Genomic DNA, 22,127 nt, shown 5'->3' with positions numbered 1-22,127 from the left:
GAAGCGGTTTTTATGGGGTTTTTAGGGGGATTGCCGCTTGGGGGGTTCGTGGGGTTCGTGGTGGTCTTGGGGTTCGTGGTTTTCTTTGGGGGGTTTCGGGGTGTTGGGGGTGTTGGTTGTTTTTGTGGTTGCCCTCTTGGGGGTTGTCTTTAAAGGGATTGTTTTCCATGTGTTGTCCTGTGTGTTAAATTGTGAAAGAATTGCGCCAAACTGACATAGTGGGCGGGTGCCACCTGGTGGGGGCGTGCAGAAATCTCTAAGCCACTCTGTGTAAAAAACTCTTGAATTTGCGCCACTGAATAGGTCTTTTTAAGGTTGTTGAAAAGGGTTTTTCTATTGGCTTGAAAGCACGCTTTCAGCACGCTCTCAAAATGGCTCAGGGACATGAAATCCCCTTTAGCCTCGCTTAAGGGGGCCTTGAGTAGGCGCATCACGGCGGATTGCACCTTTGGGGGGTTAAAGGCTTTGGGGGGACTTCAAACAATAAAGTGCGCTCACAACACACGCTAGAAGCTAAAACGCTCAAAGCCCCGTAGTCGCTGTGATTTTCAGTGGCGCAAAACTTCAACGCCACTTCTTTTTGCACCATCACGACCATCCCCACACAAAGGGCATCCCTGAGGCATTTTGTGAGGATGGGCGTGGCAATGTAATAAGGCAAGTTTGAAACCAAAAAATAAGGCTCAGGGGACAAAAAAGCACATTGAGAAAGCGCAAGCCCCTTAATTTGTTTCTTTTCTCTATCTTTCACCCCTTTACATTGCATCACATCGCCCACGACTAACTCTAAACGCCCAGACAAATCCCCCAAAGCAGACCTTAACCTTTGGGCTAAACGGGTGTCTACCTCATAGGCCAATAAACTTTTAGATGGCCCTAACCTACTAAGCAATCGGGCTGTCAAATCTCCCAAGCCAACCCCTATTTCCACGACTTGCACGGCATCGGCAAAGTGGGCGTGGGGGATGGATTGCAAGATCTGCTCCAAATAATGCGGGTCGTGCAGAAAATGCTGCCCCAAAAGTGCCATGGCTTCACTTTAAAAACTTTTGGCTATTCTAACATGGGCTAGCTTAAGTACTAGACTTTAGCACAAAGGGGTTTGTATGTTTGTGTGTGCGGGCGATACAGAGAGTTTCAGTTACGCTAAAAGTGTCGGCGTGGGCTTGGTGCAAAGTGCTTTAAATTTAAGCCGTCTTTGCATGCTTGACAACCCTAAAGAGATCATTTTTATCGGCACAGCGGGCAGTTATGACCCTAAAACTCCTATTTTAAGCTTGTTTGCAAGTACCAAAGCCACGCAAATTGAAGAGAGTTTTATTTTAGGGCACAGCTACACTCCCCTAGACAATGGTGTGCAGACCAAATGGCCACAAACTTTAGACTTGCCAAGCGTGGTTGTCAACAGTAGCCATTACATACACACAGACACCCACTTTTCTAATGCCATGTGCCACGCGGGCATTTTGTTAGAGAACATGGAATTTTTTGCTGTGCTGCGTGTGGCTCAATGCTATAATGTTCCATGTTTTGGGGTATTTTGCGTAACAAATTACACAAATGAACACGCCCACAGGGATTTTATTGCAAACCACGAGTCTGCCAAAGAGCGCTTGGGCAGTCTTTATCAAAAATTAAAGGATTTTCATGACCAATGAGCTGGAAAACACACCGCATTTTCACGCCCTGATCCCCTTTGGGGTGTTCATTGGGATTTACCTAGGTACAGGGTTTTATTTGGAACTTAGTGGAGTGAAAATGGGCTTTTACCAGTTGCCCGGACCCGTGGCTGCTGCCATAGGGGTGGCTGCTGCCTTCGCGTTTTTTAAGGGGAGTTTGGAGCAGAAGTTTCACGACTTTTTAACGGGCTGTGGGGATAAAAATATCATGACCATGTGCGTGATTTACCTGCTTGCCGGGGCGTTTGCGGTGGTGAGCAAGGCGATGGGGGGAGTGGATGCCACGGTGAATTTGGGGATCACCTACATCCCCCCACAATACTTAGCCGCCGGGATTTTTGCCATGTCTGCCTTCATTTCTTTGGCGATCGGCACGAGCGTGGGGGCGATTGTCGCACTGGGCCCTATTGCGGTGGGGTTAGCCCAAGAAGGGCATTTGTCCTTAGCCTTGGTTTTGGCGGCTCTTATGGGGGGGGCGATGTTTGGAGACAATTTGTCCATCATCTCAGACACCACGATCGCCAGTACCCGCACGCAAGATGTCAATATGCAGGATAAGTTTAAAATCAACCTTTACATCGCCCTGCCCGCGAGCGTTTTGACCTTAATCTTGCTCTTGATTTGGGGGCAACCCCCCCACCCCACACCCGTGCAAGCCCACAGCTATGAATTTGTGAAAACCTTGCCCTATGTGTTTGTGTTGCTCTTGGCACTTATGGGGGTCAATGTCTTTTTGGTGCTCTTTAGTGGGATCGCGCTTTCAGGGGGAATCGGGCTGTATGAAAACCATTTTACTTGGCTTTCTTTGGGGCAAGAAGTCTATAAGGGCTTTTCAAGCATGCAAGAGATTTTTTTACTCTCGCTGCTTACGGGCGGGCTTGCCTACATGGTGGATAAGGAGGGGGGGGTGACGTGGATCATCTCTAAAATCGAGGGCTACATTAGGGGCGCAAAGAGTGCAAAAGTGGGCATTGCGGCGTTGGTGAGCTTGGTGGACTTGGCGGTGGCAAACAACACCGTGGCGATTGTGATTGTAGGGGAGATTAGCAAGAAAGTCAGCCTTAAATTTGGGGTGGATCGGCGTGAGAGTGCGGTGGTTTTAGACATTTTTTCGTGCATTTTTCAGGGGTTGATTCCCTATGGGGCGCAAATGTTGATACTCCTTAGTTTTGCTAAAGAACATGTCGGGTTTTTAGAAGTGGTGGGATTTTTGTGGTATCAGGGTTTGCTTGGGGTTTTCACTTTGGTTTATATCTTTTGGGGGGGCTATAGCCGAGCGGTCCTAAAAAGATTGCCCCCTCGATAGTTACTTTTTATCTAGCTTGTGGTACTCATAAATGAAAGGTACGCCTTTGACAAGCTTGGTGTCTAAGACTTTTTTAGTCACCTGTTCTACTTCTTGGACTTTGTCATCGGGAGCATCGGCGACTTTATAGGCGTGGGCATAGACTTTTTGCAGCAAATCTACTTTATCTCTAGTGTTGCGGGCTTTTTTGACTTGTTTTAAAATGTCGGCAGCTTTGAGCGTGGATTCATGCCCTAGGAAGCCCACGAGCACCATGTGTACATTGGCTTCTTTCAAGCGTTTGTCGATCTGCTCCAACTCGTGGTGGCAGTGCGGGCACATGGGATCGGAGATGATGTAGAGATTCTTTTTCACCCCGGGGGTGGTGGATTTTAAATCAATGGTGTAGTCCTTGGGCAAGCCTTCAAAAAGGGCATTTAAAGCGGCGCTGTTTTGCTGGGCGAAGTTGTAGCTTTGGGTGTTGTGGTAGAGATCTTGCACCAACTCGGTGTCTTGTTTGCTCTTGCTAAAAAAGATGTTTGTGAGCCCCAAGACCAAATCCCCGTTTTTATTCACCAGCAAGGGGATTTTATACCTTGTGTCGGGGTCCTCCACCACCACCACCTGAAACTCTTTATTGGACTTTAAAGACTTCACCTCTAGGACATTGACCTTTTTATGGATTTGTTTGTCAATGAGGTCCACCACAGCCTGCCCCACCTTGCTCTCAACTGCCCCCACAAGCCCCACACACAAACTCAAAGCACAGAATAACCTACGCATAACAATCCTTCTTTTTTCTATCAACTAAAATTAAAGTGCCCATTCTAGCATTAAAAGCCTAATAAAAATCTTGCTGCGCTATAATGCCCGCTATGTTAGACTGGTTAGCCTATATGAGCGATCGCCATGTGCAGGGCTTTTTACTGCTCTTTTTGCGTTTAAGTGGGGTGGTTGCGCTCTTCCCCTTTTTTGATAATAATTTGATCCCGGTGTCTGTGCGGGGAGCTTTGAGCTTTTTTTTAACCTTGGTCTTTTACCCCTCAATGCCCCCCCATCCCGTATTTTTAACCACAGAGAGTTTTTTGATCGCTTGTTGTGCGGAGTTTTTGCTCGGACTTTGCGCCTCTTTCTTTTTGCATGTGGTTTTCAACGCCATCGCCTTTGCGACCGACACGATCAGCTTTTCCATGGGGCTTACGATGGCAAGCGCCTACGACCCCATCTCGGGGGCGCAAAAGGCGGTGGTGGGGCAAGTGGTCTTGCTTTTAGCCATTTTAACCATGCTCCAAACTTCTATGCACCACCTGGTGATCTTGTGGGTACAACACAGCCTAGAGCAAGTCCCTTTGGGGGGGTTTGTGCTCACAAACCACATTGTTAAAGCGAGCGTGCGAGCTTTGGGGCATTTGTTTGTCGTGGGCTTTAGCATGGCCTTTCCTGTGTTGGCGGTGGTGATGTTTAGCGACATTGTCTTTGGCATGATCATGAAAACCCACCCACAATTTAACTTATTGGCAGTGGGTTTTCCGCTCAAAATCGCCATTGCCCTAGCCGGTTTGATGTTGGTTTTAGCGGCGATCATGCACCGCTTTAAAGATGAATTGTTGCGCGCGTTTCAAGCGATCTCTACTCTATTTTAAAGGCAAAACATGGATTTGATTTCATTTCAAGAGGCTTTAAAAATCGGGCTCAATCTGCCCCAAATGGGTTTAGAAGTTCAAAAAGTCCCCTTGCAAGAAGCGCACGGGCGCATTTTAGCCAAAGATTTTTACGCCAAAGACCCCCTGCCCAAAGCCACAAATGCGGCGATGGATGGCTTTGGTTTTAGACTAGAGGACTTGGGCAAAAGCATGCCCATTGGCGCAACCATTTATGCGGGCAACCCCTTGGCGGTTTTAGCCCCGGGAACTTGTCTGAAAATCATGACCGGTGCGCTTGTGCCCGATGGGGTGGATGTGGTGGTGCCTTTAGAGCAAATGCAAGAGTATGATGACCTCAACGCCACAGCCCCTTTAGGTTTTAAAAAGGGCGCAAACATCCGCTATGAAGGTGAAAACTTCCAAGCCGGGGATTTGCTTTTAAAAAAGGGCACGCCTTTAAAAATCGGAGACATCGCCCTGCTCGCCTCACAAGGGTGCGCCACTCTCAGCGTTTATCAAAAACTAAAAGTGGGGGTCTTTAGCAGTGGGGACGAAGTTGTGGGCTTGGGCAGTGCAGCCCAGAAACACCAAGTGTATGACACAAACGGGGTTGTTTTAGTGGCCATACTGCAACACTTGGGCTTTGAAGCCACGCATTTGGGGCATTTGCCCGACCATCTCAAAGAGCAAACAAAACGGCTACAAGAGTCTTTAACTCACGATGTGCTCATCAGCAGTGCCGGGGTGAGTGTGGGCGATAAAGACCATTTTAAAGAGGCATTGTTACAAATGGGCGCAAAAATCCACTACCACGGGGTGAATGTCAAACCGGGCAAGCCCATTTTATGCGCCAGTGTGGCAGATAAGCTCATCTTTGGCATGCCGGGCAACCCCTTAAGCTGTGTGGCGACTTTTTTAGCCCTTGTGCGCCCCGTGCTTTGCAAACAGGCCGGCAACAACACGCCAGAACCCCTCATTAAAGCCCGCTTAAACAGCCCTTTAAATGTCAAGGGGCAACGCATGCACTTGGTCTTAGGGCACTTAGAGAATGGCGTTTTCACGCCCTACAAGGACAACACTTACGGAGCGGGAGCGATCGATGCTCTAAGCCGCTCTAACGGCCTAGCGTATTTTAGTGGAGTAACAGAGGTTTTGGTGTCGCTCTTGCCTTAGAGCAACTGGAAGCCATAGGTCAAGGTAAACATCAAGTGGCTACGGCCGGAGTCCACATTGTGGGGCAGACGGGGGGCGAAGTTGTTGGTCGCGGGATCCCATGATCCACAAGTATTGGGCGTAGGGCCATAGCCAAAACCAAGACAATAGCCTTTTTTAGTGATGTTGTTGTAATACTCAAGTTTTAAATCAAACTTTAAGTTGTAGCGACTCAAAAAATAGCTTAAAAAAAGTGCCACGCTCTGCTCGTTGGCCCGAGGCGAGCCGGTTAAGCGCCCCAAAACTTTCCAAGTGAAGCCATGGAAGTGCGAGCCAAAGTATAAAAATCCATTGAGCGCGTCCTTGCCTACGATGTTGTTGATCTCGGCATCGTAAATGCTGTTGGTCCAGATGTTGTAACCTAGAGGGTCGCCATAAATCCCGATGTCGCCGTTGGCATTGCCAATGTTTTTATAAATACTGCCCCCAAAAATCCATTTGTTGTAATAAAAACGGGATCGGAAAAAGAGGGTCTGTCCATCCTTGCCCATTTTTTCTTGCCCAAACAAGATCATGTCATAGCCCCGGCCAGAGGGGGGGAAGAAGGGGAAGAGCCCCACAAAAGTGCCCACCCAGCGAAAACCCTTGTCCCTAAAATGGGGGTTTGTGTCGTAGGTGATGTTGATCCCGGGGGCGTTCATGCGCCCAAAGATGGAGTAAAAATAGGGGTTGACCTTCCAATGGCCTTTTTGGTATCTAAACTCAGCGATCATTAAGGGTTTGCCGCTGGTGTAGTAACGCCCAAAAGGCCAAAACCAGTCGCTAGACGCAGAAGCCCTGGCATCCGAATAGAGCACCCGTAATTTATAGTCCTTGTATTTGACAAACCCTTCCACACCTTGGCTAAAGGAAGTGAACCAATCATAATCTGAGAGCTCATAACGCCCACCCTTGATGCCAAAAATATTCTTGTAGTTGTAACTGATGTAGGCGTTGTGCACCATTGCGTAGCGGGGTTGTTGCACATTCAAACCGCTGTGCCCGGCATACCAGCCAATATATTCCCAGAAGATCCCACCATCGTGATTATAGAAATCCCCCGGACCACCCGGTTGCCCTGGTTGGATGTCATTGCCTTGATACGCCGTAGAGTCGTAGGGCAAAGCAGAGAGCATGCCCCCCACTTCGGCGTGTAAGCCCTTGTAAATGTCCATGCTAAGATTCATCTCGGCTAAAAGCGAGGTGTAGCTGCCCGTGGGGTAAATGAACTTGGAGGGGTCGTAGCGTTTGTTGTTAAAGCCATACAGCGTGTAACTGCTGAGTTTCCCGCTAATGCTCATGTCAAAGGCTAAAACGCGCTCTAAAACAAGGAGCATGCAAACAAGCCACTTATGGATGGTGCGATTCCCTCTAAATTGAACTTGCATGGCAACCTGCTTAAAGATGGATTTATGAAAATTTTAAACGGGGTATTATAGCAAGAATACCTTAAGGGGAGAGCCCTTAAGGCAAAAACAAAGGCTGGAACTAGAAACTGTAGCTGATGTGGGTCATCAAGTGGCTTCGATCTTGCCAAACGGTGTGGGCGATGCCCCCGGTTTCTTGTGGGCCTTGCCCAAAGCCACTTGCAGAGAACACACCTGTGTTCAAGCTCAAAGGTTGCCCCATGTAGCTTAGGAAGCCAACACCTGGGTTGTAGCCCGCGCGGATGACTTGGAAGAACCACTCAAGCTTGATCCCAGCCTTGATGTGTTTGCCAAATTGGTAGTCCAAATACAACGCTAGAGCCTGACCGTCCGCACGCGGAGCTGTGGTATACCTTTCGGCGAGCTCCCAGTCAAATTTTCCATACACCGCGCCGGTTTTCGCATAAACTGTGAAAGCATCGGCGTCGGTGATGTTGTTGATAGACGCAAACCCTAGTGAGTAGATACCACCGGTCCATTGTTCGACACCATCGATCGCTACGGGGTTACCATAGGTACCGATGTTGGGGTTTGGGTTACCGATGTTGTCGTAGATACCAAAGCCCACATTGTAGTTGTTGAAGTCTAGGCGCTCTTTGATCAAGATGGTTGCCCCGCCAGGACCTTGTAACCCGCGCCATTTACCGCCATCTAGGAAGGGGTCCCAAGAGTTATACCTTGCAGCCCCATAGCGACCCACATGCCCAATACCTGGGATATAGTCGTTTGCCCATTGGTAGACATACATGGCATAAAGGGTGGTTTGTGAGCGGAAACCGCGCCCGCTAAACTCGGGGTTGGTGTCGTAATACATTTTAACTTCAGGAGCGGTGAAAACTTTGGGAGAGAACCACACATGTGGGTGGATGGAGAAGTGCTTGTTCACTTGGTAAATCACCCCGATTTTGTGTTGCCCCCAAGGTTTTTCGCGATAGATTGGGAACATCCATTGCCCGTCCGCAATACCACGGCCCCAGGAGCTGAACACTTGGAAGGTCAGCTTATTCGTGAGTTTAAACATGCCGTAGAAACCTTGGGTCAATTGGTAGAACCAATCGATGTCTTTGACCTGTGTGGTGTCGTAGCGCCCGGCGATGATCCAAATTTTATCGCTTTTGTATTGGACATTCGCCTTGTAGATTTCATACCTGCGCGACTGCCCGGGGGTGTAGGCGCTGGCGGGGTAGTAGTTAGGGGCCAAGCCGTTCCATTCCCCCATAAACATATAACCGATACCGCGGGGGTCGGCTATGCCACCATGATCCATCGCCCAATTGTAAGAGCCATATTGGGGCATCCCATTTTTGGGATCGCTCCAAAAAGGTACACAGAAGCCATTTGCGCTGTCCGGACCATTGTAGTTTGCTCCACACGCATCTGGATTCTTCCAAGCTTGCGGGACTTTAATGTCATTAGCGTATTTGTCATAGCGGGTGTTGTCATAGGGCATACCCCCTAGCGCACCACCTAAACTCACACTCCAACCTTTGCCAAGGTGCACGGTGCTTTCTAATTTACCGGTCAATTCCACAAAAGTACCGGTTGGGTAAAGCCCCTTGACCGGGTTGATGGGAGAGTTGTTAAACCCCACTTTTGAGAAGTTGATGAGATCGCCGTGCACTTCGTAGCTGAGTGCATCCAACCCACAAACTCCCAAAGAAGAGGAAGCCAGCAGGGCGGGTGTCAGCGTGTTGCGCAATTTACGCACCCCCCTTGCCAGCTTACCCCACTTGGTGTCTTTGATCTTTTTCATGCCTCGTAACCTTTTTTGTTGTTTTTCTTTATTCATTGGTGTCGCCTTCAATATTGCAGGTACTTAATAACCTTAAGTGTTAGAGAACTACACAGAACACGCCCGTAAAACTCTAGCCGAGCTATGCCCGAGACCATGATTGTGTAGGCGCATTTTAATATAGTTTGTGTATTTTTTTTCTTAAACAAACACAATTTAGTTTAAAAATTTTGTAAGTACATAGAATGTTATTATAAATATTTTATTCACACTAATTCTAAAATTTTAAAGTGATGTTGGTCATGATGTGGCTGCGGTCTTGATAATTCGCTTTAAAGTCGGGGTTGTTAAACTCTGGCGCGCCAAAATAGCCCACTTGGTAACCCTGGTGCATTTGCACCCCATAGTATTCGATCTTAAAGTGCAAGAACACCGAACGGGTGAAGGCGTAGTCTAAACTTAGGGCTGCGGAGTATTCGTTGCTACGCCCGATGTGCCCTTGGGCGTTGCGGTTGGCGTTGCTCACCCGCCCAAAGATGTGCCATGCAAACTTTTTATAAATGCTGCCCACAGAGCCATAGACGGTTGTGGTGTTGGCATTGGTTACGGCATCTGCCAAGCCGTCATAAGCCGTGTTGTCCCAAAAGTCAAACCCGATGATGCTCGAGCTCACATAGTCGTTGACATAGGAGGTGTTGTTGCCCATGGGCATGGTGTGGCTACCCAAGTAAGCGTCTGGGTTGCCAAAGGTGTTGTAAAGCCCTAAAATGATCGCTAGGCGATTCCACCAAAAGGCTTGGCGGATGTTTAAGGTGACTCCATATTTACCCACGAGTGAGCCGTGTTGTGCAGAATCCCAAATGCTGTAGGTTTTGGTGAGCGGGTTGTACCAGCCCGAGTCGTAAACGGGAACCGTAACCATTAAGAGGGTTTGGGAGCGGAAGCCCACAAGCTGGAAATTTTTATCCGTGTCGTAGATGAGTTTAAACCCCGGAGCGTTGTAGGTCTTGGGCGAAAAGTAAAAGAACGCCTGCGCGCTCAATTTCTTATAGTCGTAAGTGGCGGTGATGCCATGCCAGCCGTAGTTGATCATCTGTCCATTTGGTTTTTCATAGGGGGTTGAAGCGTAGAACTGGTAAATCCACGAGTTGAACGCCAAGCCCCGCCCATAGGAGCTCCACCACCAAAGTTTGAGGTTTTTAATGGGGCGGTAGTAGAACTCAAAGCCTTGGTTTGACCCGCTCATAAAATCGATGTTCGCCTCGTAACGACCGATTTTAAAGCCAAACTTATGCTTGTAATCGTATTGCAAAAAAGCGGTGTCGAGCACATAGGGGCGGGCGTGGTAGGCCCCGGATAGTTGCGTGAGGTATTTGTTGAAAAAATACCCATGCCAGCCCCCGATGAAGTTATGTACCACAGAGCCATAGATTTGCCCATCTTGGTCTCTCAAATACTTGGTCGAGTCGTAAGGCAAGCCCGCCATCGCCCCACCCAAACTAAAGCTTAATTGGTGGTCTGTGGTGTGCTTGGGTAGCAGCCCCACTTTCATTTGGGCAAAGCCCACGATGTCCACAAAACTCTCTGTGGGGAAGATGCCATACTTGGTGTTGATCTTGGAATGGTTGAAACCTATCTTAGAAAAGCTGTCCAAACGCCCCGAGAATTTAATGTCAAAGGCTTTGAGCGGAGTCATCAAAAAAGTTAGAGAATAGAAAATGTGGCTGAATGTGCGTGTAGTTATATGCAATATACCCCTTTGTATTTAGTCCTTAGTGTTGTAGCACAGCTTTTAGTGCAGTAACACCCATTTTTAGACAAAGTGTGTGAGTCATGTCTGTAAATGTTACAAAACGCTACTAAAATTGCGCCTTGATGGCGGTCATTAAATAACTGCGGTCTTGGTGGGTGGCTGGGGCACTGGGGTCTAGAGTGTACCAGTTGGCGATGTTGTAGCCCTTGTGGGTGTCCACTTCATTGTATTCAATTTTAATGTTGGTCGAAAAGTAACGATTCCACTTGATCCCCACATTCCACGCCACGCTTTGCTCGTTGGCCCGAGGCGAATAAGTCAATCGCCCCACCAAGCCCCAAAAGAGTTTCTTATACACCCCGCCCACAAACACAAAGCCCGTGATGGCATTGGGTGAAATCATGTTGTCCATCAGCCCACCATAGACACTGTTGTCGCGGTAGTCAATGCCAATGGGGCTCCCATACCAGTTGATTCGAGCGTTGGCGTTGCCAAAGTTTTGGAAATACCCCCCGCCAAAGTTGTATTGGTTGTAGTCGAAGCGTTGGCGGATATACAAGCTCGCCCCCCCCCGTCCCAGCCTAGAGCCACGATACCACGCATTGTAAAGATTGCGGTTATAAATGGGAAAGATCACCGTCATCTCCGTTAAAGACTTAAAACCCAGCCCATTGAAGGCGGGGTTGCTGTTGTAGTGGAGCTTGACCCCGGGGGTGGTGTAGGTGTTGGGAGAGAAATAGACAAAGCTCACTGCTGAAAAACGCTTGGTGTCAAAATTTAACCCCACAGCGTGGATGCCTAAATCCACCACCTTGCCCTGTTTGTTGGTTGTGGTGATGGGGGCGTACCAAGGGCGGATAAACTCACCCACCGCCAAAGCCCTGCCAAAAGAGCTAAACCAGCGCAATCTAAAGTAATGGTGGAATTTGTAAGAAGCTTCAAACCCTTCTGTGTACCCGCTCAAAAAAGTTGCTTTGGATAGGTAACGCCCGATGATGATGGTTAGAGCTTGGTTGTAGTCGTAGCGCAAATAGGCGTTGTAGAGTACATAGGGGCGGGCTCTTTGTGTGGATTCTATGTTAGAGCTTTTCCAAGGGGCGTTGTCTAAAAAACCCCAATAACGCCCAAAGTAAAAATATATTTTAGAGCCATAGACCTGCCCCGTGCTCTGATCCACTAAAGTTTTGGTCGAGTCGTAAGCCAGCCCACCGATCCCCCCGCCAATCCCTGCACTGATTTTATTCTTTTCGTTCTCCCACAAGCTCGCATCCACTTGGGCTTTGAGCGTTAGGGTCATGAAACTTTCTGTGGGGAAGATACCCTCTTTGGAATTGATGGGGGAGTGGTTAAAACCGATCTTGGCGACCGATTCGCTTGTCCCGCTGAATTTATAGTCAAAAGCCCCCAGCGGACACACACAACACGCACAAAAGAGCAAGCCTTTATGGCTCATCTATCTACACCTCTATTAGGTTTTAAGCTTTACCTTGACAGGATTAAAGCTTGACTTTAATCTCAGTAAAAATATGGCTTCTGTCTTGGTCGGTGGCGGGTTGATCGGGTAAGAAAGGCCCATTCCAACCAATTTTATAACCTCGATGCATGATTTGGTTGTAGTATTCTACTTTAATGTCGGCGTAAAAACGCTTAGAAAATTGGTAACCGACGTTAAACGCAAAAACCTGTTCATCCGCACGGGGACCATAGGTCAAACGGCCGATCAAACCCCAAAGCCATTTTTTATACACCCCCCCGCCAAAGAGAAAGGCGGTGAAGGCGTTCGAGTCCATCATGTAGGATAGGGAGTTGATGGTGTTGGCATACACTGTGTTGTCCCAAAAGTCAAACCCTAAACGGTTCCCGTGGTAGCCGATCATCCAGTTGGCGTTGCCAAAGTTTTGGTAAATCCCGCCCCCAAAGTTGTAGTTATTGTAGTCAAAGCGCTGTTTGATCATCAAGCTATGGGCATTTCTATGCGAGATCATGCCAAACTGGTAGGTGTCCCAAAAGCGTTTGGCGTAAAAGGGGTTGAGCACCGTGATGTCGGTTTGCGAGCGCCAGCCAATCCCTTTAAATTTGGGGTTGCTGTCATACATGAGGGTAAAGCAAGGGCTGTATTCGTTGTTTGGGGAAAAGTAGACAAAAGGCACAACACTAAAGCCCTTGTACTCCCAAGTGATGTAAAAGGCGTGCACCCCGGGGTTGATCTTTTTGCCATCGGCTAGGGTGTAGGTTTTGGGAGAGTAGAAGTTATACAGCCACTCGTTGTAAGCAAAGCCCCGGCCAAAAGAGCTGAACCACCAAAATTTAAAGTGGTTTAAGTTTAAAGTCATGTCTAGCCCTTGCGTGTAACCACTCATATAGTCGGCCGGCGATTCATAACGCCCACCCCTAAATCTAAAGATGTTCTTATAAGAGTAGTCAATGTAGGCATTGTAGATCACATATTGGCGAGCGTTATCGGCATAGCCCTGAATACAATCGGCCGTATTAACCCCCCCAATGCTTGTGGCATCCGACATGGCTTGCAACTGGGCTGCGCTTTTGCCCGCATAAGACGCTTGGCTTCCTCCCCCTGCCCCATACCAGCACTGCGCCCAAGGCTTTTGCCCCACGAGCCCACCCCAGTAACCAAAGTAGTTCCAAGCCATATCCCCATAGGGCTTGCCTGTCGCCTCATTTATTAGGTGTTTTGTCCCATCGTACATAAGACCTCCGCCAAATCCCCCTAGACTCCCTGACATGTGGTGGCCATTAGCCGTTGCGTTTTTAGGCAAAAGTTCAGGGAAGTCTAATTGGAGATAAGCCACGATAGTGACAAAAGTCTCTGTAGGGTAAAGACCCTTATTGGTGTTGATGGGCTTGTTGTTAAACCCAATTTTAGAGAAGGACTCTGCCCCTGCTCTAAATTTTGCAAAAGACTCCAAATTGCGTAAATCCAGGTGCTTCCAATCTAGGGCGGAAGTTTGGGATGCAATTCCCAACCAAGCCACTAAATTTTTAGAGAGCGACACAACTTTTTTCATTTCAATCCTTTTGTTGTCATCGTGTGATTCTTGGGCAAAGTGGACCCGAGAACCCTGCTGTAGAAACTTGAAACCAAGGCAGTGGGGTTATTGTGTTGCCCTTAAGGCACGCCTCGCGCAAAGGAGCATTGCGCGCATCATCCTCCTTCCGTAAAAAATGATCATCATGATTAGAGAAGAAAGGCTTTGTGGGGATTTTGCTAAAACTGCTGTCATTTTATCCATCAATTCTCCTCAAAATCTAAAGTTTTAAAATAAACATCCGAGAATATTTACTTTTATGTGTTAAGGATAACAAAGATTTGCTTAAATCCCCCCGATTTCTCCGTTTGTTTTGTCCTAAAAGGAAGCCGAAAGGTTTGTGTAAAGAGCACTTCTGTCCTGATACCCTCCGCCACAATAGGTCATACAGACTTGGTCGTTCAAGCCCGCTTGGTAGCCTTTATTGGTGTGCACTCCATAGTAGGCTAAATTGATCGTGGCTTTCAAGTACTGGTTGAAGTTGTAACCCAAAGTGAGCATGTAGCGTCCCTCCCATGCCACGGGCGCACTTGTCCACTGCCATTGCATCCGCCACAAAAACTTTTTATTAAAGTGTGTGCCCCCATAGGCAATCGCCCCTGTTACAGCATCGGCTTTTAAAGCTGTGCCAGCCGTACCCACATAAACGCTGTTGCCCCCGAGGAGCACGCCTGCGGGGTTACCCATGTTGCCCACATAGGTGTTGGGGTTGCCAAAGTTCTTGTAAAATGTCCCCACGAGGTAGTAGTTGTTGTAATCAAAGCGCTGGCGCAAGATGAGGCTTTGGCCGGTTTGGGTGATGGGTGTGCCGTATTTGAATTTCACCGCCCCTGTTGAGCCAAAGACCATCCAAGGCTCATACACAGGGAAGATGGCGGTGATGTGGGTGTCTGATTTAAAACCCTTGCCGTCAAAATTGGGGTTGGTGTCCCAGCCGAGCGTAAAGCCGGGTGCGTTGAAGGTCTTGGGCGAAAAATAGTAGAAAAACTCGGCCAAGAGTTTATGTTGGTTGTAAATGAGTCTTGCCGCATGTGTGCCATAAGAGAGCTTATAGCCCACAGGTGTCCAACCCCCCTGGGCGTTTCTCACATAACCGCCGCTGTAAGAAGTCCTAGGGGCATACCAATTGATGAGAAACCCGCTGCTGGCAATCGCGCGCCCAAAAGAACTAAACCACACCAAGCGGGCGTGTTTATACTGCCCAAAGACCTCAAAGCCTTGCGTTTTCCCACTTCTGTAAGGCATGGTAGAAGTGTAACGCCCGCCCTTGATGCCAAAATAATCTTTGTATTGGTATTCCAAGAACGCATCGCTCCAAATGTAGGTGCGCGCGTTTTTTCGAATGAAGCTGTCCTTGAGGTTGTCATCACCTGTAGCGATGGAATTGTGGTTGCCGTCTAAATACCCGTTGTAGTAACCGTAATAGTTGAATATTTGACTGCCTCGATCGAGGTTTTTCGTGCTGTCGTAGAAGACACCACCGACCATACCGCCGATCCCACCCTTAAGGCTGTGGACGGATTTTTTGGGCAATAAGCTGAAGCTAAGGTCCAAATACCCCGCCACAGTGGCGTATTGTTGCATGGGGTAAAGCCCTCTTCTGCGGTTGATCTCCCTAGTGTTGAACCCGATTTGAGAGGTCTGTTCTGCGCGCCCCCCAAACTTATACTCAAACGCGTCCACGGAAGTTGCAAACAACATTAATGGACCACAAACATAGGTTAAAACGGAAAAGTTAGACTTAATGTTGGGGTCTTGTTGTTCGTATCTGTCTTGCATGTTGACTCCTTGGCTAATCCTTAAGTAGACAGAGTAAAACTTTCTTCTAGCCCTACTAGAAGTTGCCCTACCATTGAAATTATAAGTAGAAAGTCTGTTAAAGTTGTGCCAAACTTGCACCCATGCCTTGTAAATAAAGAGAACGCTACACAAAGTAACCAAGCCCCCCGATGGCTTTAAGCTTTGGATCAATGCATGGGCTTGGGGTTTGCGTGGACTAGTTGTAAAATTGCTTAGTTTTGGGTACAATGGTGCTTTTCATGTGAATTGAACAATAAGGGACACGATGAATAGATATTTTATAATGGGGCTTGTTTCGTCTATTTTGAGTGTGTGGCTCGTGGCGCATAATCTGCCACAGGATGAAGTGGCACAAAACACCGCACACAGCAAAACCTTTAAAAAGAGCAACAAACCCACGACCCAAGAGCGGCTCAATGCCTTAAAAAAATTCTCCAATGTGGTGGAGCAAGTGGAACGCTACTATGTGGATGAAGTCAGCATCAACGACATTGTGGACAAGGCCATCGATGGCTTAATGACAAATTTAGATGCGCACTCCTCCTACTTAACACCCAAGAAATTTAGGGACTTTAGAGCCCAAACAGAGGGCGAATTTGGCGGGCTGGGCATCACTGTGGGCATTCGCGATGGAGCGCTCACGGTCATCGCCCCATTGGACGACACCCCCGCCTTTAGGGCCGGGATCAAAGCGGGAGATGTCATTTTAAAAATCAACCAAGAAAGCACGATCAATATGAGCATCGACAACGCCGTCAATCTCATGCGTGGCAAGCCCAAAACCCCCATTGAGCTCACTTTGGTGCGTAAATCCGAGTCTAAACCCATTGTGGTGAAAATGTTGCGCGACATCATCAAGATCAAATCCGTACACGCCAAAAAGATCGAGGGCACACACTATTTATACGTCCGAGTCAATTCGTTCGACCGCAATGTGGTCAGGGGCGTGCTCACTGAGCTAAGCAAAGCCAAAGACCTACAAGGCATTGTGTTAGACTTACGCTCAAATCCAGGTGGGCTTTTAAACCAAGCCATTGACTTGTCTAATCTCTTCATCAAGCATGGCATCATCGTGTCGCAAAAAGGGCGGGTGAAAACCGAGGACATTGAGTACAGAGCTAATGGTAAAGCCCCCTACCCTAACTTACCCATAGCCGTCTTAGTCAACGCCGGCACAGCCAGTGCGAGCGAGATTGTTTCAGGGGCCCTGCAAGATCACAAACGCGCTGTCATCATCGGGGAGAGCACCTTTGGCAAGGGCAGCGTGCAAACCACTTTCCCCGTGGGCAGGGATGAGGCGATCAAGATCACCATCGCCCGCTACTATTTGCCCAGCGGGCGCACGATCCAAGCTGTGGGGATCAAGCCCGATATTGTGGTGTATCCGGGCAATGTCCCCCAAGATGAAAGCAAATTCAGCATTAAAGAGGCGGATTTAAAACACCACTTGGAACAAGAATTACAATCCCTAAACAGCAAATCCGAAAGTAAGAAACACGAACATGGCAAAAAAGTTGAGGACAAAGAAAGCAAACCCATCACCCAAAAAGACATCAATGCGGATATCCAACTAAAAACCGCCATCGACACCCTAAAAGTTTGGGATATTCTGACCGCCCCCAACAAAGAGAGTGCGCATAAGTAGGCGTTTGTGAGGGCGGGGCTAGCGCGTTATTTTCTAAGTTTTCTGCTTTTTTTAGTGGGGTTGCAGGGCGAGGAAGTACGGGCTAAGGTCGTGTATGTCAAGGTAGCAGATTTACAAGAACTCACCGGTAAGCCCGTGTATGTGGGGCAAAGAATCAGCGTACAATACAATTTAATGCTTTTCTCTAAGGCCAAATTTTTAGGGGCGGAATTAGAGAACTTGCCCGATCCTAAAAAACTCAAACGCTTGAACTTCACCCCCAACTGGGTCGCTTCGGGTACAGACAGCTACAGCGCAACCTACAGCTATAAAATTTTGGGTACGAAGGCGACCATCCCCGCCCTTAGAGTGAGTGCCTTCGTGCAAGATCAAGGCTATTTGGATAAATCCAGTGCCCCCGCCATCCCTCTGCAGGTGCTCGATCTCTCGGCACACCCCAACTATGCGGGCGTGGTCGCAAACGACTTTAGCGTTACGGGCTACAAGGTCAAGGAATACGACAACGCCAACAATATTTTAGTCCTTGAGTTGCAAACAAGAGGCGCAAATTTAGAGGATTTTAAAATCCCCGGCGGATTCAAACAAGGCTTTGAGAGCAGCCATTTAGGCACAGACGATGCCAGTGGAGTTTATTATTGCATTGTGCCAAAGAGCCTGCAAAGCCTCTCCTTTAATTATTTTTCCTTGCAAGAGGCGCAATTTAAAGAATTGCATTTTTCTTTAATTCCCATTGAAGAGAGTGTCAGCACACAGAGCAACCTAAAGCCCAAAAACAATTTATTGCTCTTTTCAAACATCTTTTTAATGGCTTTGTTGCTCGTAGTGGTGGTGTGCTATTTTCTCACTAGTTACAAAAATACGGCGTTGGTCGTGGCTATTTTACTCGTGGGGGTTTTGCTGTGGAATATCCTTTCTACCTACCGCACAGGGATTTTAAGGGCGCAAGCGGCGATTAAAATCTTACCCACACAAAACTCCACTTTGCTAGCCATCCCTAAAGAAGCCTTGCATGTCAAAATCATAGGTGAACACGCCAAATATTACAAGATCATGACAGATGATGAAAAAATCGGTTGGGTGAGGAAAGAAGATGTGGAGTAAAATTCGGGGCATTTATGCGCTCTTGGTCGTGGGTTTGGGGTTGGGCTTCATCATTTTAATGAACTTTCTAACCCGTAAACACAACAACTCCCGCCAAACCCGCAAGTGGTGTCGCTCTTTTTTCTTTTTGGTCAATGCGCCTTTAGAGAAAATCGGGGAGTTTGATTTGAGCGCGGATTTGATTGTACTCAACCACCAAAGCATCATTGACATCATCTGTCTAGAAGCCTACCACCCCCGCAACATCTGCTGGGTCGCTAAGAAAGAGTTGGGCGACATCCCCTACTATGGCTATGCGCTCAAAACTCCAGAAATGATTCTCATCGACAGAGAGGATCGGCGTGGACTTGCATCTTTGCTTAAAATTGCCAAAGAAAAGCTAGAGCAAGGCCGCCCTTTGGTGATCTTCCCCGAGGGCACTAGGAGCCGGGGCACAGAAAAATTCCTGCCCTTCAAGCCGGGGGCTAAGGTTTTGGCGGAGAAGCTGCATTTAAAAATCCAGCCCATACTCTTACTCAACACCCGCAAAATTTTTAACACCAAGCCCATAGAATCGCACGCCACGCACCTACGCATGGTGTTGATGCCCGCCTTTACGCCCGATTTAAGCATAGACTGGTACGCCAAATTAGAGCAGGACATGCAAGCCGAGTACCAAAAACACTACCACGGACTCAATGACTAGACTTGCATTTTAATAAAAGTTATGCTATAATGTCCGCTTTTGGGGTGTTAGCTCAGCTGGGAGAGCGCAACGCTGGCAGCGTTGAGGTCAGGGGTTCGATCCCCCTACACTCCACCACTCCCTAAAATCTAAAAAATTTAATCACTTGCTCAAGAAGTCAGCGATCGCTGAGGCTTTGTCGGTTTTCTCCCAACTAAAATCCTCCCGTCCAAAATGCCCGTAAGTAGCGGTTTTGCGGTAAATGGGGCGCAGTAAATCTAAACTCTCAATGATCCCCTTTGGGGTGAGTTTAAAGAGTGTGCGCACGCACGCCTCAAGGTCTTGGGGGTTATAAATGCTGGTGTGGTGGGTGTTGATGTAGACAGACACGGGGTCCACAATGCCGATCGCATAGGCCAACTGCACAGTCGCCCTCTTGCACACCCCACTTGCCACTAAATTTCTTGCAATGTAGCGTGCCATGTAGGCCGCACTGCGGTCCACTTTAGAGGGGTCTTTGCCGCTAAACGCTCCGCCCCCATGCGGACAAGAGCCCCCATAGGTGTCTACGATGATCTTACGCCCCGTCAAGCCTGCATCGCCTTGCGGTCCGCCGATGACAAACTTGCCCGTGGGGTTGATGTGGTACTTGATGTTGTCGTTTAAAAACTCTTGGGGCAGGACTTTATACACCACTTCCTCAATCACCGCTTCTCTTAGGTGCTTTTGATCCACTTCGGGGGAGTGTTGCGTAGACACCACGATCGTGTCGATGCCTACGGGTTTGTCGTCCTCATAGCGGATCGTCACCTGCGCCTTGCCATCGGGGCGCAAAAAGGGCAAGGTTGCGCTCTTGCGTGCCGTGGCTAGCCCCAAAGTGATGGCGTGCGCGAGGCTAATGGCTAGGGGCATGTATTGGGGGGTTTCATCGCAAGCGTAACCAAACATCAAGCCCTGATCGCCTGCCCCCACTTCTCCATCTTCGCGGTCCACCCCCTGATTGATGTCGGGGCTTTGCTCGCCGATCCCATTGAGCACCGCTGCACTACGGTAGTCAAAGCCATAGAGCGCATCGGTGTAGCCGATGTCTTTGACCACACCCCTTGCGATCTCTTGCATGGGAGCGTAGATGCTGGTTTTCAGCTCGCCCGTGATGATACAAAACCCATTGGCTAGTAAAGTCTCACACGCCACACGGGCGTTTTTGTCCCGCTCAATGATGTAGTCTAAAACGGCATCGCTGATCTGGTCTGCCATTTTGTCCGGATGCCCCTCTGTCACCGACTCAGAGGTGAAAAGATAAGAGCCCATAAGCCCCCCTTATTTCATTTGTGCCGCCACTTCGGCTGCAAAATCCTCACTTTTCTTTTCAATCCCCTCGCCCACTTCAAAGCGGATATACTCCACAATGTGGATTTGATCGTTGGTCTGTGCACTTCTCTCGTCTAAAATTTGCTGGATGGTCTTTTTATCGTCCATCACAAAGAATTGCCCGAGTAGGGTCAAGCGTTGGTCTAGCAGCGTGTTGTCGGCGATGAATCGTTCCATTTTGCCGGGGATGATCTTGTCAAAGATTTTCTCAGGTTTGCCCTGATCCCTTAATTCCTGTTTATAGGCCTCTTCTTGCTGGGTCAAAATGTCCGCCGTAAGCTCAGCTTTACTCACATAGGTGGGGATGTGTTTAAGGGGCTTGCCTAAGCGTTTGGCTTCTTCGTTTTCCTTTTCAAGTTCCGCCACTAAAGCTAATTTTTCCTTAGCAATGAAATCGGGGCTAAAGGCTTTGTAATCCAACACTACGGGTTTCATGGCGGCAGCGTGCATGGCGATGTGGCGGGCTAACTCACGCAACTTATCGGTGTTAGCGGGGTTGTTGTGTGCGATTTTAATGATCGCACCCACGCGGTGGTTGGCGTGCAAGTAGCCATTTAACACCTCGTTTGCCCCCGCTTGCACGCAAGCTAGGCGGCGCACCACGATGTTTTCCCCAATCTTAGCGACTGCAGCGTGCAGATAAGACTCGTAAGCTTGCCCCTCAATTTGGAGCTGGTACAACTCTCTAGCGTCTTTGGGTTGTTTGTCTTTGGCAAGCTCTAGGGATTTTGCCACAAGGGCTTTAAAGTGGTCGTTTTTAGCCACAAAGTCGGTTTCGCTATTGATCTCTAGCATGGTGGCGTTGTTGCCCTCTATGGCTAAAGCCACCACGCCCTCGCTGGCTACACGATCGGCCTTTTTGATCGCCTTACTCAAGCCCTTTTCACGCAAGTAGGCGACTGCCTTGTCTAAATCCGCTCCACACTCCACAAGGGCTTTTTTGCAATCCATCATGGGCGCATCTGTCATTTCTCTTAGTTGTTTGACTTGTGCAGCACTGACATTACTCATTTTCTACCCCCTCTTCTTGAACGATTTCCTCTAGGATCTCCTCTTTTTCGGCTTCACTAGCCGCCTCCACTTCTTCGAGTGCTTCCTCACTGCGCCCCACAAGCTCACGCCCCTCTGTGATCGCCTCTGCCATTTCTTTACAGAATAGACCAATGGAGCGGATCGCATCGTCATTACCCGGGATCGGGTAATCCACCAAATCGGGGTCGCAATTCGTGTCTAGGGGGGCGATGATGGGGATGCCAAGGCGGCGCGCCTCAGCCACCGCGATTTTTTCCTTCACCACATCCACGATGAACATCATGTCGGGCATTTTTTTCATGTGGCGCACGCCACCTAAATACTTCTCAAGCTTTTCTTTTTTGCGTAAAATCATGAGCTTTTCTTTTTTGGTAAGCAGGTCGATCTGCCCGCTGCTCTCCATTTCCTCCATGATTTCTAGCTTGCGTACGGATTTTCTAATGGTGCTAAAATTTGTCAGCATGCCCCCCAGCCAGCGGTAATTGACATAGGGGACATTGACTTGCATGGCATACTCTTTGAGTGCATCGCTGGCTTGCTTTTTTGTGCCTACAAACATGATCGTTTTGCCCTCTGCGCTCGCATCGCGGACAATGTTATATGTGTAGCGGAAATAGCGCAAGGTTTTTTGCAAATCAATGATGTGGATGTTTTTACGCACACCAAAGATAAAGCGGGCTGTTTTGGGGTTCCAGCGCCTAGTTTGGTGCCCAAAATGCACCCCACACTCTAATAAATCCTTCATTGTGATCATACT

18 protein-coding genes, 1 tRNA gene and 1 pseudogene are annotated in these 22,127 nt (G+C 48.5%); 8 read left to right on the top strand and 12 right to left on the bottom strand.

Going from position 1 to position 22,127, the window contains the following annotated elements:
* Window positions 1-10: 10 nt before the first annotated feature.
* Entirely contained in the window at window positions 11-169 is a 159-nt protein-coding gene (locus K6J72_RS05700) for a hypothetical protein (protein WP_221279154.1), read from the bottom strand.
* Window positions 150-1,030, bottom strand: a pseudogene (rsmA, locus tag K6J72_RS05695) (16S rRNA (adenine(1518)-N(6)/adenine(1519)-N(6))-dimethyltransferase RsmA). The gene K6J72_RS05700 and the pseudogene rsmA overlap by 20 nt, the downstream one beginning before the upstream one ends.
* 76 nt (window positions 1,031-1,106) lie before the next feature.
* On the opposite strand from rsmA, the gene K6J72_RS05690 reads away from it, so the two are divergent.
* Both K6J72_RS05690 and K6J72_RS05685 read left to right on the top strand, forming a co-directional pair.
* The gene (locus K6J72_RS05690) at window positions 1,107-1,658 is read left to right on the top strand and encodes a phosphorylase family protein (protein ID WP_221279153.1); all 552 of its coding nucleotides are present in this window, start codon (window positions 1,107-1,109) and stop codon (window positions 1,656-1,658) included.
* Window positions 1,648-2,985, top strand: a complete 1,338-nt coding sequence (locus K6J72_RS05685) for a Na+/H+ antiporter NhaC family protein (RefSeq protein WP_221279152.1) — start codon at window positions 1,648-1,650, stop codon at window positions 2,983-2,985. Before K6J72_RS05690 ends, K6J72_RS05685 begins: the two co-directional genes overlap by 11 nt.
* On the opposite strand, the gene K6J72_RS05680 is transcribed toward K6J72_RS05685, so the two are convergent.
* The gene (locus K6J72_RS05680; RefSeq protein ID WP_221279151.1) at window positions 2,986-3,747 is read right to left on the bottom strand and encodes a DsbA family protein; all 762 of its coding nucleotides are present in this window, start codon (window positions 3,745-3,747) and stop codon (window positions 2,986-2,988) included.
* Between the two features lie 92 nt (window positions 3,748-3,839).
* On the opposite strand from K6J72_RS05680, the gene fliR reads away from it, so the two are divergent.
* Window positions 3,840-4,607, top strand: coding sequence for a flagellar biosynthetic protein FliR (gene fliR, locus K6J72_RS05675; protein ID WP_221279150.1), 768 nt, complete (start codon window positions 3,840-3,842; stop codon window positions 4,605-4,607).
* Window positions 4,608-4,616: 9 nt separating this feature from the next.
* Window positions 4,617-5,780, top strand: coding sequence for a molybdopterin molybdotransferase MoeA (locus K6J72_RS05670; RefSeq protein ID WP_221279149.1), 1,164 nt, complete (start codon window positions 4,617-4,619; stop codon window positions 5,778-5,780).
* Here the strand turns inward: K6J72_RS05670 and K6J72_RS05665 are convergent.
* The 6 genes from K6J72_RS05665 to K6J72_RS05640 form a co-directional block, all read right to left on the bottom strand.
* Window positions 5,777-7,135: an outer membrane family protein gene (locus K6J72_RS05665; RefSeq protein ID WP_260320702.1), complete on the bottom strand. Its 1,359-nt coding sequence runs from the start codon at window positions 7,133-7,135 to the stop codon at window positions 5,777-5,779. The genes K6J72_RS05670 and K6J72_RS05665 overlap by 4 nt on opposite strands.
* A 151-nt stretch (window positions 7,136-7,286) precedes the next feature.
* Entirely contained in the window at window positions 7,287-8,978 is a 1,692-nt protein-coding gene (locus tag K6J72_RS05660; RefSeq protein ID WP_221279147.1) for an outer membrane family protein, read from the bottom strand.
* 256 nt (window positions 8,979-9,234) lie between these two features.
* Window positions 9,235-10,653, bottom strand: a complete 1,419-nt coding sequence (locus tag K6J72_RS05655; protein ID WP_221281155.1) for an outer membrane family protein — start codon at window positions 10,651-10,653, stop codon at window positions 9,235-9,237.
* Between the two features lie 163 nt (window positions 10,654-10,816).
* On the bottom strand, window positions 10,817-12,163 hold the full coding sequence (locus K6J72_RS05650) for an outer membrane family protein (RefSeq protein ID WP_221279146.1): 1,347 nt from the start codon (window positions 12,161-12,163) through the stop codon (window positions 10,817-10,819).
* Window positions 12,164-12,206: 43 nt separating this feature from the next.
* Window positions 12,207-13,736: an outer membrane family protein gene (locus K6J72_RS05645; protein ID WP_221279145.1), complete on the bottom strand. Its 1,530-nt coding sequence runs from the start codon at window positions 13,734-13,736 to the stop codon at window positions 12,207-12,209.
* A 339-nt stretch (window positions 13,737-14,075) separates the two neighbouring features.
* Window positions 14,076-15,458, bottom strand: coding sequence for an outer membrane family protein (locus K6J72_RS05640; protein ID WP_221281154.1), 1,383 nt, complete (start codon window positions 15,456-15,458; stop codon window positions 14,076-14,078).
* A gap of 364 nt (window positions 15,459-15,822) precedes the next feature.
* Between K6J72_RS05640 and K6J72_RS05635 the strand changes: the two genes are divergently transcribed.
* The 4 genes from K6J72_RS05635 to K6J72_RS05620 all read left to right on the top strand — a co-directional run bounded on the left by K6J72_RS05635 (window position 15,823) and on the right by K6J72_RS05620 (window position 19,105).
* The gene (locus K6J72_RS05635) at window positions 15,823-17,202 is read left to right on the top strand and encodes a S41 family peptidase (protein WP_221279144.1); all 1,380 of its coding nucleotides are present in this window, start codon (window positions 15,823-15,825) and stop codon (window positions 17,200-17,202) included.
* 6 nt (window positions 17,203-17,208) lie between these two features.
* The gene (locus K6J72_RS05630) at window positions 17,209-18,303 is read left to right on the top strand and encodes a hypothetical protein (RefSeq protein WP_260320537.1); all 1,095 of its coding nucleotides are present in this window, start codon (window positions 17,209-17,211) and stop codon (window positions 18,301-18,303) included.
* Window positions 18,293-18,988: a 1-acylglycerol-3-phosphate O-acyltransferase gene (locus K6J72_RS05625; RefSeq protein ID WP_221279143.1), complete on the top strand. Its 696-nt coding sequence runs from the start codon at window positions 18,293-18,295 to the stop codon at window positions 18,986-18,988. Before K6J72_RS05630 ends, K6J72_RS05625 begins: the two co-directional genes overlap by 11 nt.
* Window positions 18,989-19,029: 41 nt before the next feature.
* Window positions 19,030-19,105, top strand: a tRNA-Ala gene (locus K6J72_RS05620).
* Window positions 19,106-19,129: 24 nt separating this feature from the next.
* Here the strand turns inward: K6J72_RS05620 and metK are convergent.
* The 3 genes from metK to rpsB are packed head-to-tail and all read right to left on the bottom strand — an operon-like array spanning window position 19,130 to window position 22,124.
* On the bottom strand, window positions 19,130-20,278 hold the full coding sequence (gene metK / locus K6J72_RS05615) for a methionine adenosyltransferase (protein WP_221279142.1): 1,149 nt from the start codon (window positions 20,276-20,278) through the stop codon (window positions 19,130-19,132).
* Between the two features lie 9 nt (window positions 20,279-20,287).
* Window positions 20,288-21,349: a translation elongation factor Ts gene (gene tsf, locus K6J72_RS05610; protein WP_221279141.1), complete on the bottom strand. Its 1,062-nt coding sequence runs from the start codon at window positions 21,347-21,349 to the stop codon at window positions 20,288-20,290.
* Complete coding sequence (gene rpsB / locus K6J72_RS05605) at window positions 21,342-22,124, bottom strand: 30S ribosomal protein S2 (protein WP_221279140.1); 783 nt, start codon at window positions 22,122-22,124, stop codon at window positions 21,342-21,344. The genes tsf and rpsB overlap by 8 nt, the downstream gene beginning before the upstream one ends.
* Window positions 22,125-22,127: the final 3 nt, after the last annotated feature.

This window comes from Helicobacter sp. NHP19-003, from assembly GCF_019703305.1.
GTDB classification, from domain to species: Bacteria; Campylobacterota; Campylobacteria; order Campylobacterales; family Helicobacteraceae; genus Helicobacter; species Helicobacter gastrocanis.
The sequence above is the reverse complement of the archived record's forward strand: the minus strand, read 5'-3'. Positions and strand labels throughout refer to the sequence as shown.

Bases quoted from the DNA above. Each gene is read 5' to 3' on its own strand.
- K6J72_RS05700 (WP_221279154.1), bottom strand. From the start codon at position 169: ATGGAAAACAATCCCTTTAAAGACAACCCCCAAGAGGGCAACCACAAA.
- K6J72_RS05690 (WP_221279153.1), top strand. From the start codon at position 1,107: ATGTTTGTGTGTGCGGGCGATACAGAGAGTTTCAGTTACGCTAAAAGT.
- K6J72_RS05685 (WP_221279152.1), top strand. From the start codon at position 1,648: ATGACCAATGAGCTGGAAAACACACCGCATTTTCACGCCCTGATCCCC.
- K6J72_RS05680 (WP_221279151.1), bottom strand. From the start codon at position 3,747: ATGCGTAGGTTATTCTGTGCTTTGAGTTTGTGTGTGGGGCTTGTGGGG.
- fliR (WP_221279150.1), top strand. From the start codon at position 3,840: ATGTTAGACTGGTTAGCCTATATGAGCGATCGCCATGTGCAGGGCTTT.
- K6J72_RS05670 (WP_221279149.1), top strand. From the start codon at position 4,617: ATGGATTTGATTTCATTTCAAGAGGCTTTAAAAATCGGGCTCAATCTG.
- K6J72_RS05665 (WP_260320702.1), bottom strand. From the start codon at position 7,135: ATGCTCCTTGTTTTAGAGCGCGTTTTAGCCTTTGACATGAGCATTAGC.
- K6J72_RS05660 (WP_221279147.1), bottom strand. From the start codon at position 8,978: ATGAAAAAGATCAAAGACACCAAGTGGGGTAAGCTGGCAAGGGGGGTG.
- K6J72_RS05655 (WP_221281155.1), bottom strand. From the start codon at position 10,653: ATGACTCCGCTCAAAGCCTTTGACATTAAATTCTCGGGGCGTTTGGAC.
- K6J72_RS05650 (WP_221279146.1), bottom strand. From the start codon at position 12,163: ATGAGCCATAAAGGCTTGCTCTTTTGTGCGTGTTGTGTGTGTCCGCTG.
- K6J72_RS05645 (WP_221279145.1), bottom strand. From the start codon at position 13,736: ATGAAAAAAGTTGTGTCGCTCTCTAAAAATTTAGTGGCTTGGTTGGGA.
- K6J72_RS05640 (WP_221281154.1), bottom strand. From the start codon at position 15,458: ATGTTGTTTGCAACTTCCGTGGACGCGTTTGAGTATAAGTTTGGGGGG.
- K6J72_RS05635 (WP_221279144.1), top strand. From the start codon at position 15,823: ATGAATAGATATTTTATAATGGGGCTTGTTTCGTCTATTTTGAGTGTG.
- K6J72_RS05625 (WP_221279143.1), top strand. From the start codon at position 18,293: ATGTGGAGTAAAATTCGGGGCATTTATGCGCTCTTGGTCGTGGGTTTG.
- metK (WP_221279142.1), bottom strand. From the start codon at position 20,278: ATGGGCTCTTATCTTTTCACCTCTGAGTCGGTGACAGAGGGGCATCCG.
- tsf (WP_221279141.1), bottom strand. From the start codon at position 21,349: ATGAGTAATGTCAGTGCTGCACAAGTCAAACAACTAAGAGAAATGACA.
- rpsB (WP_221279140.1), bottom strand. From the start codon at position 22,124: ATGATCACAATGAAGGATTTATTAGAGTGTGGGGTGCATTTTGGGCAC.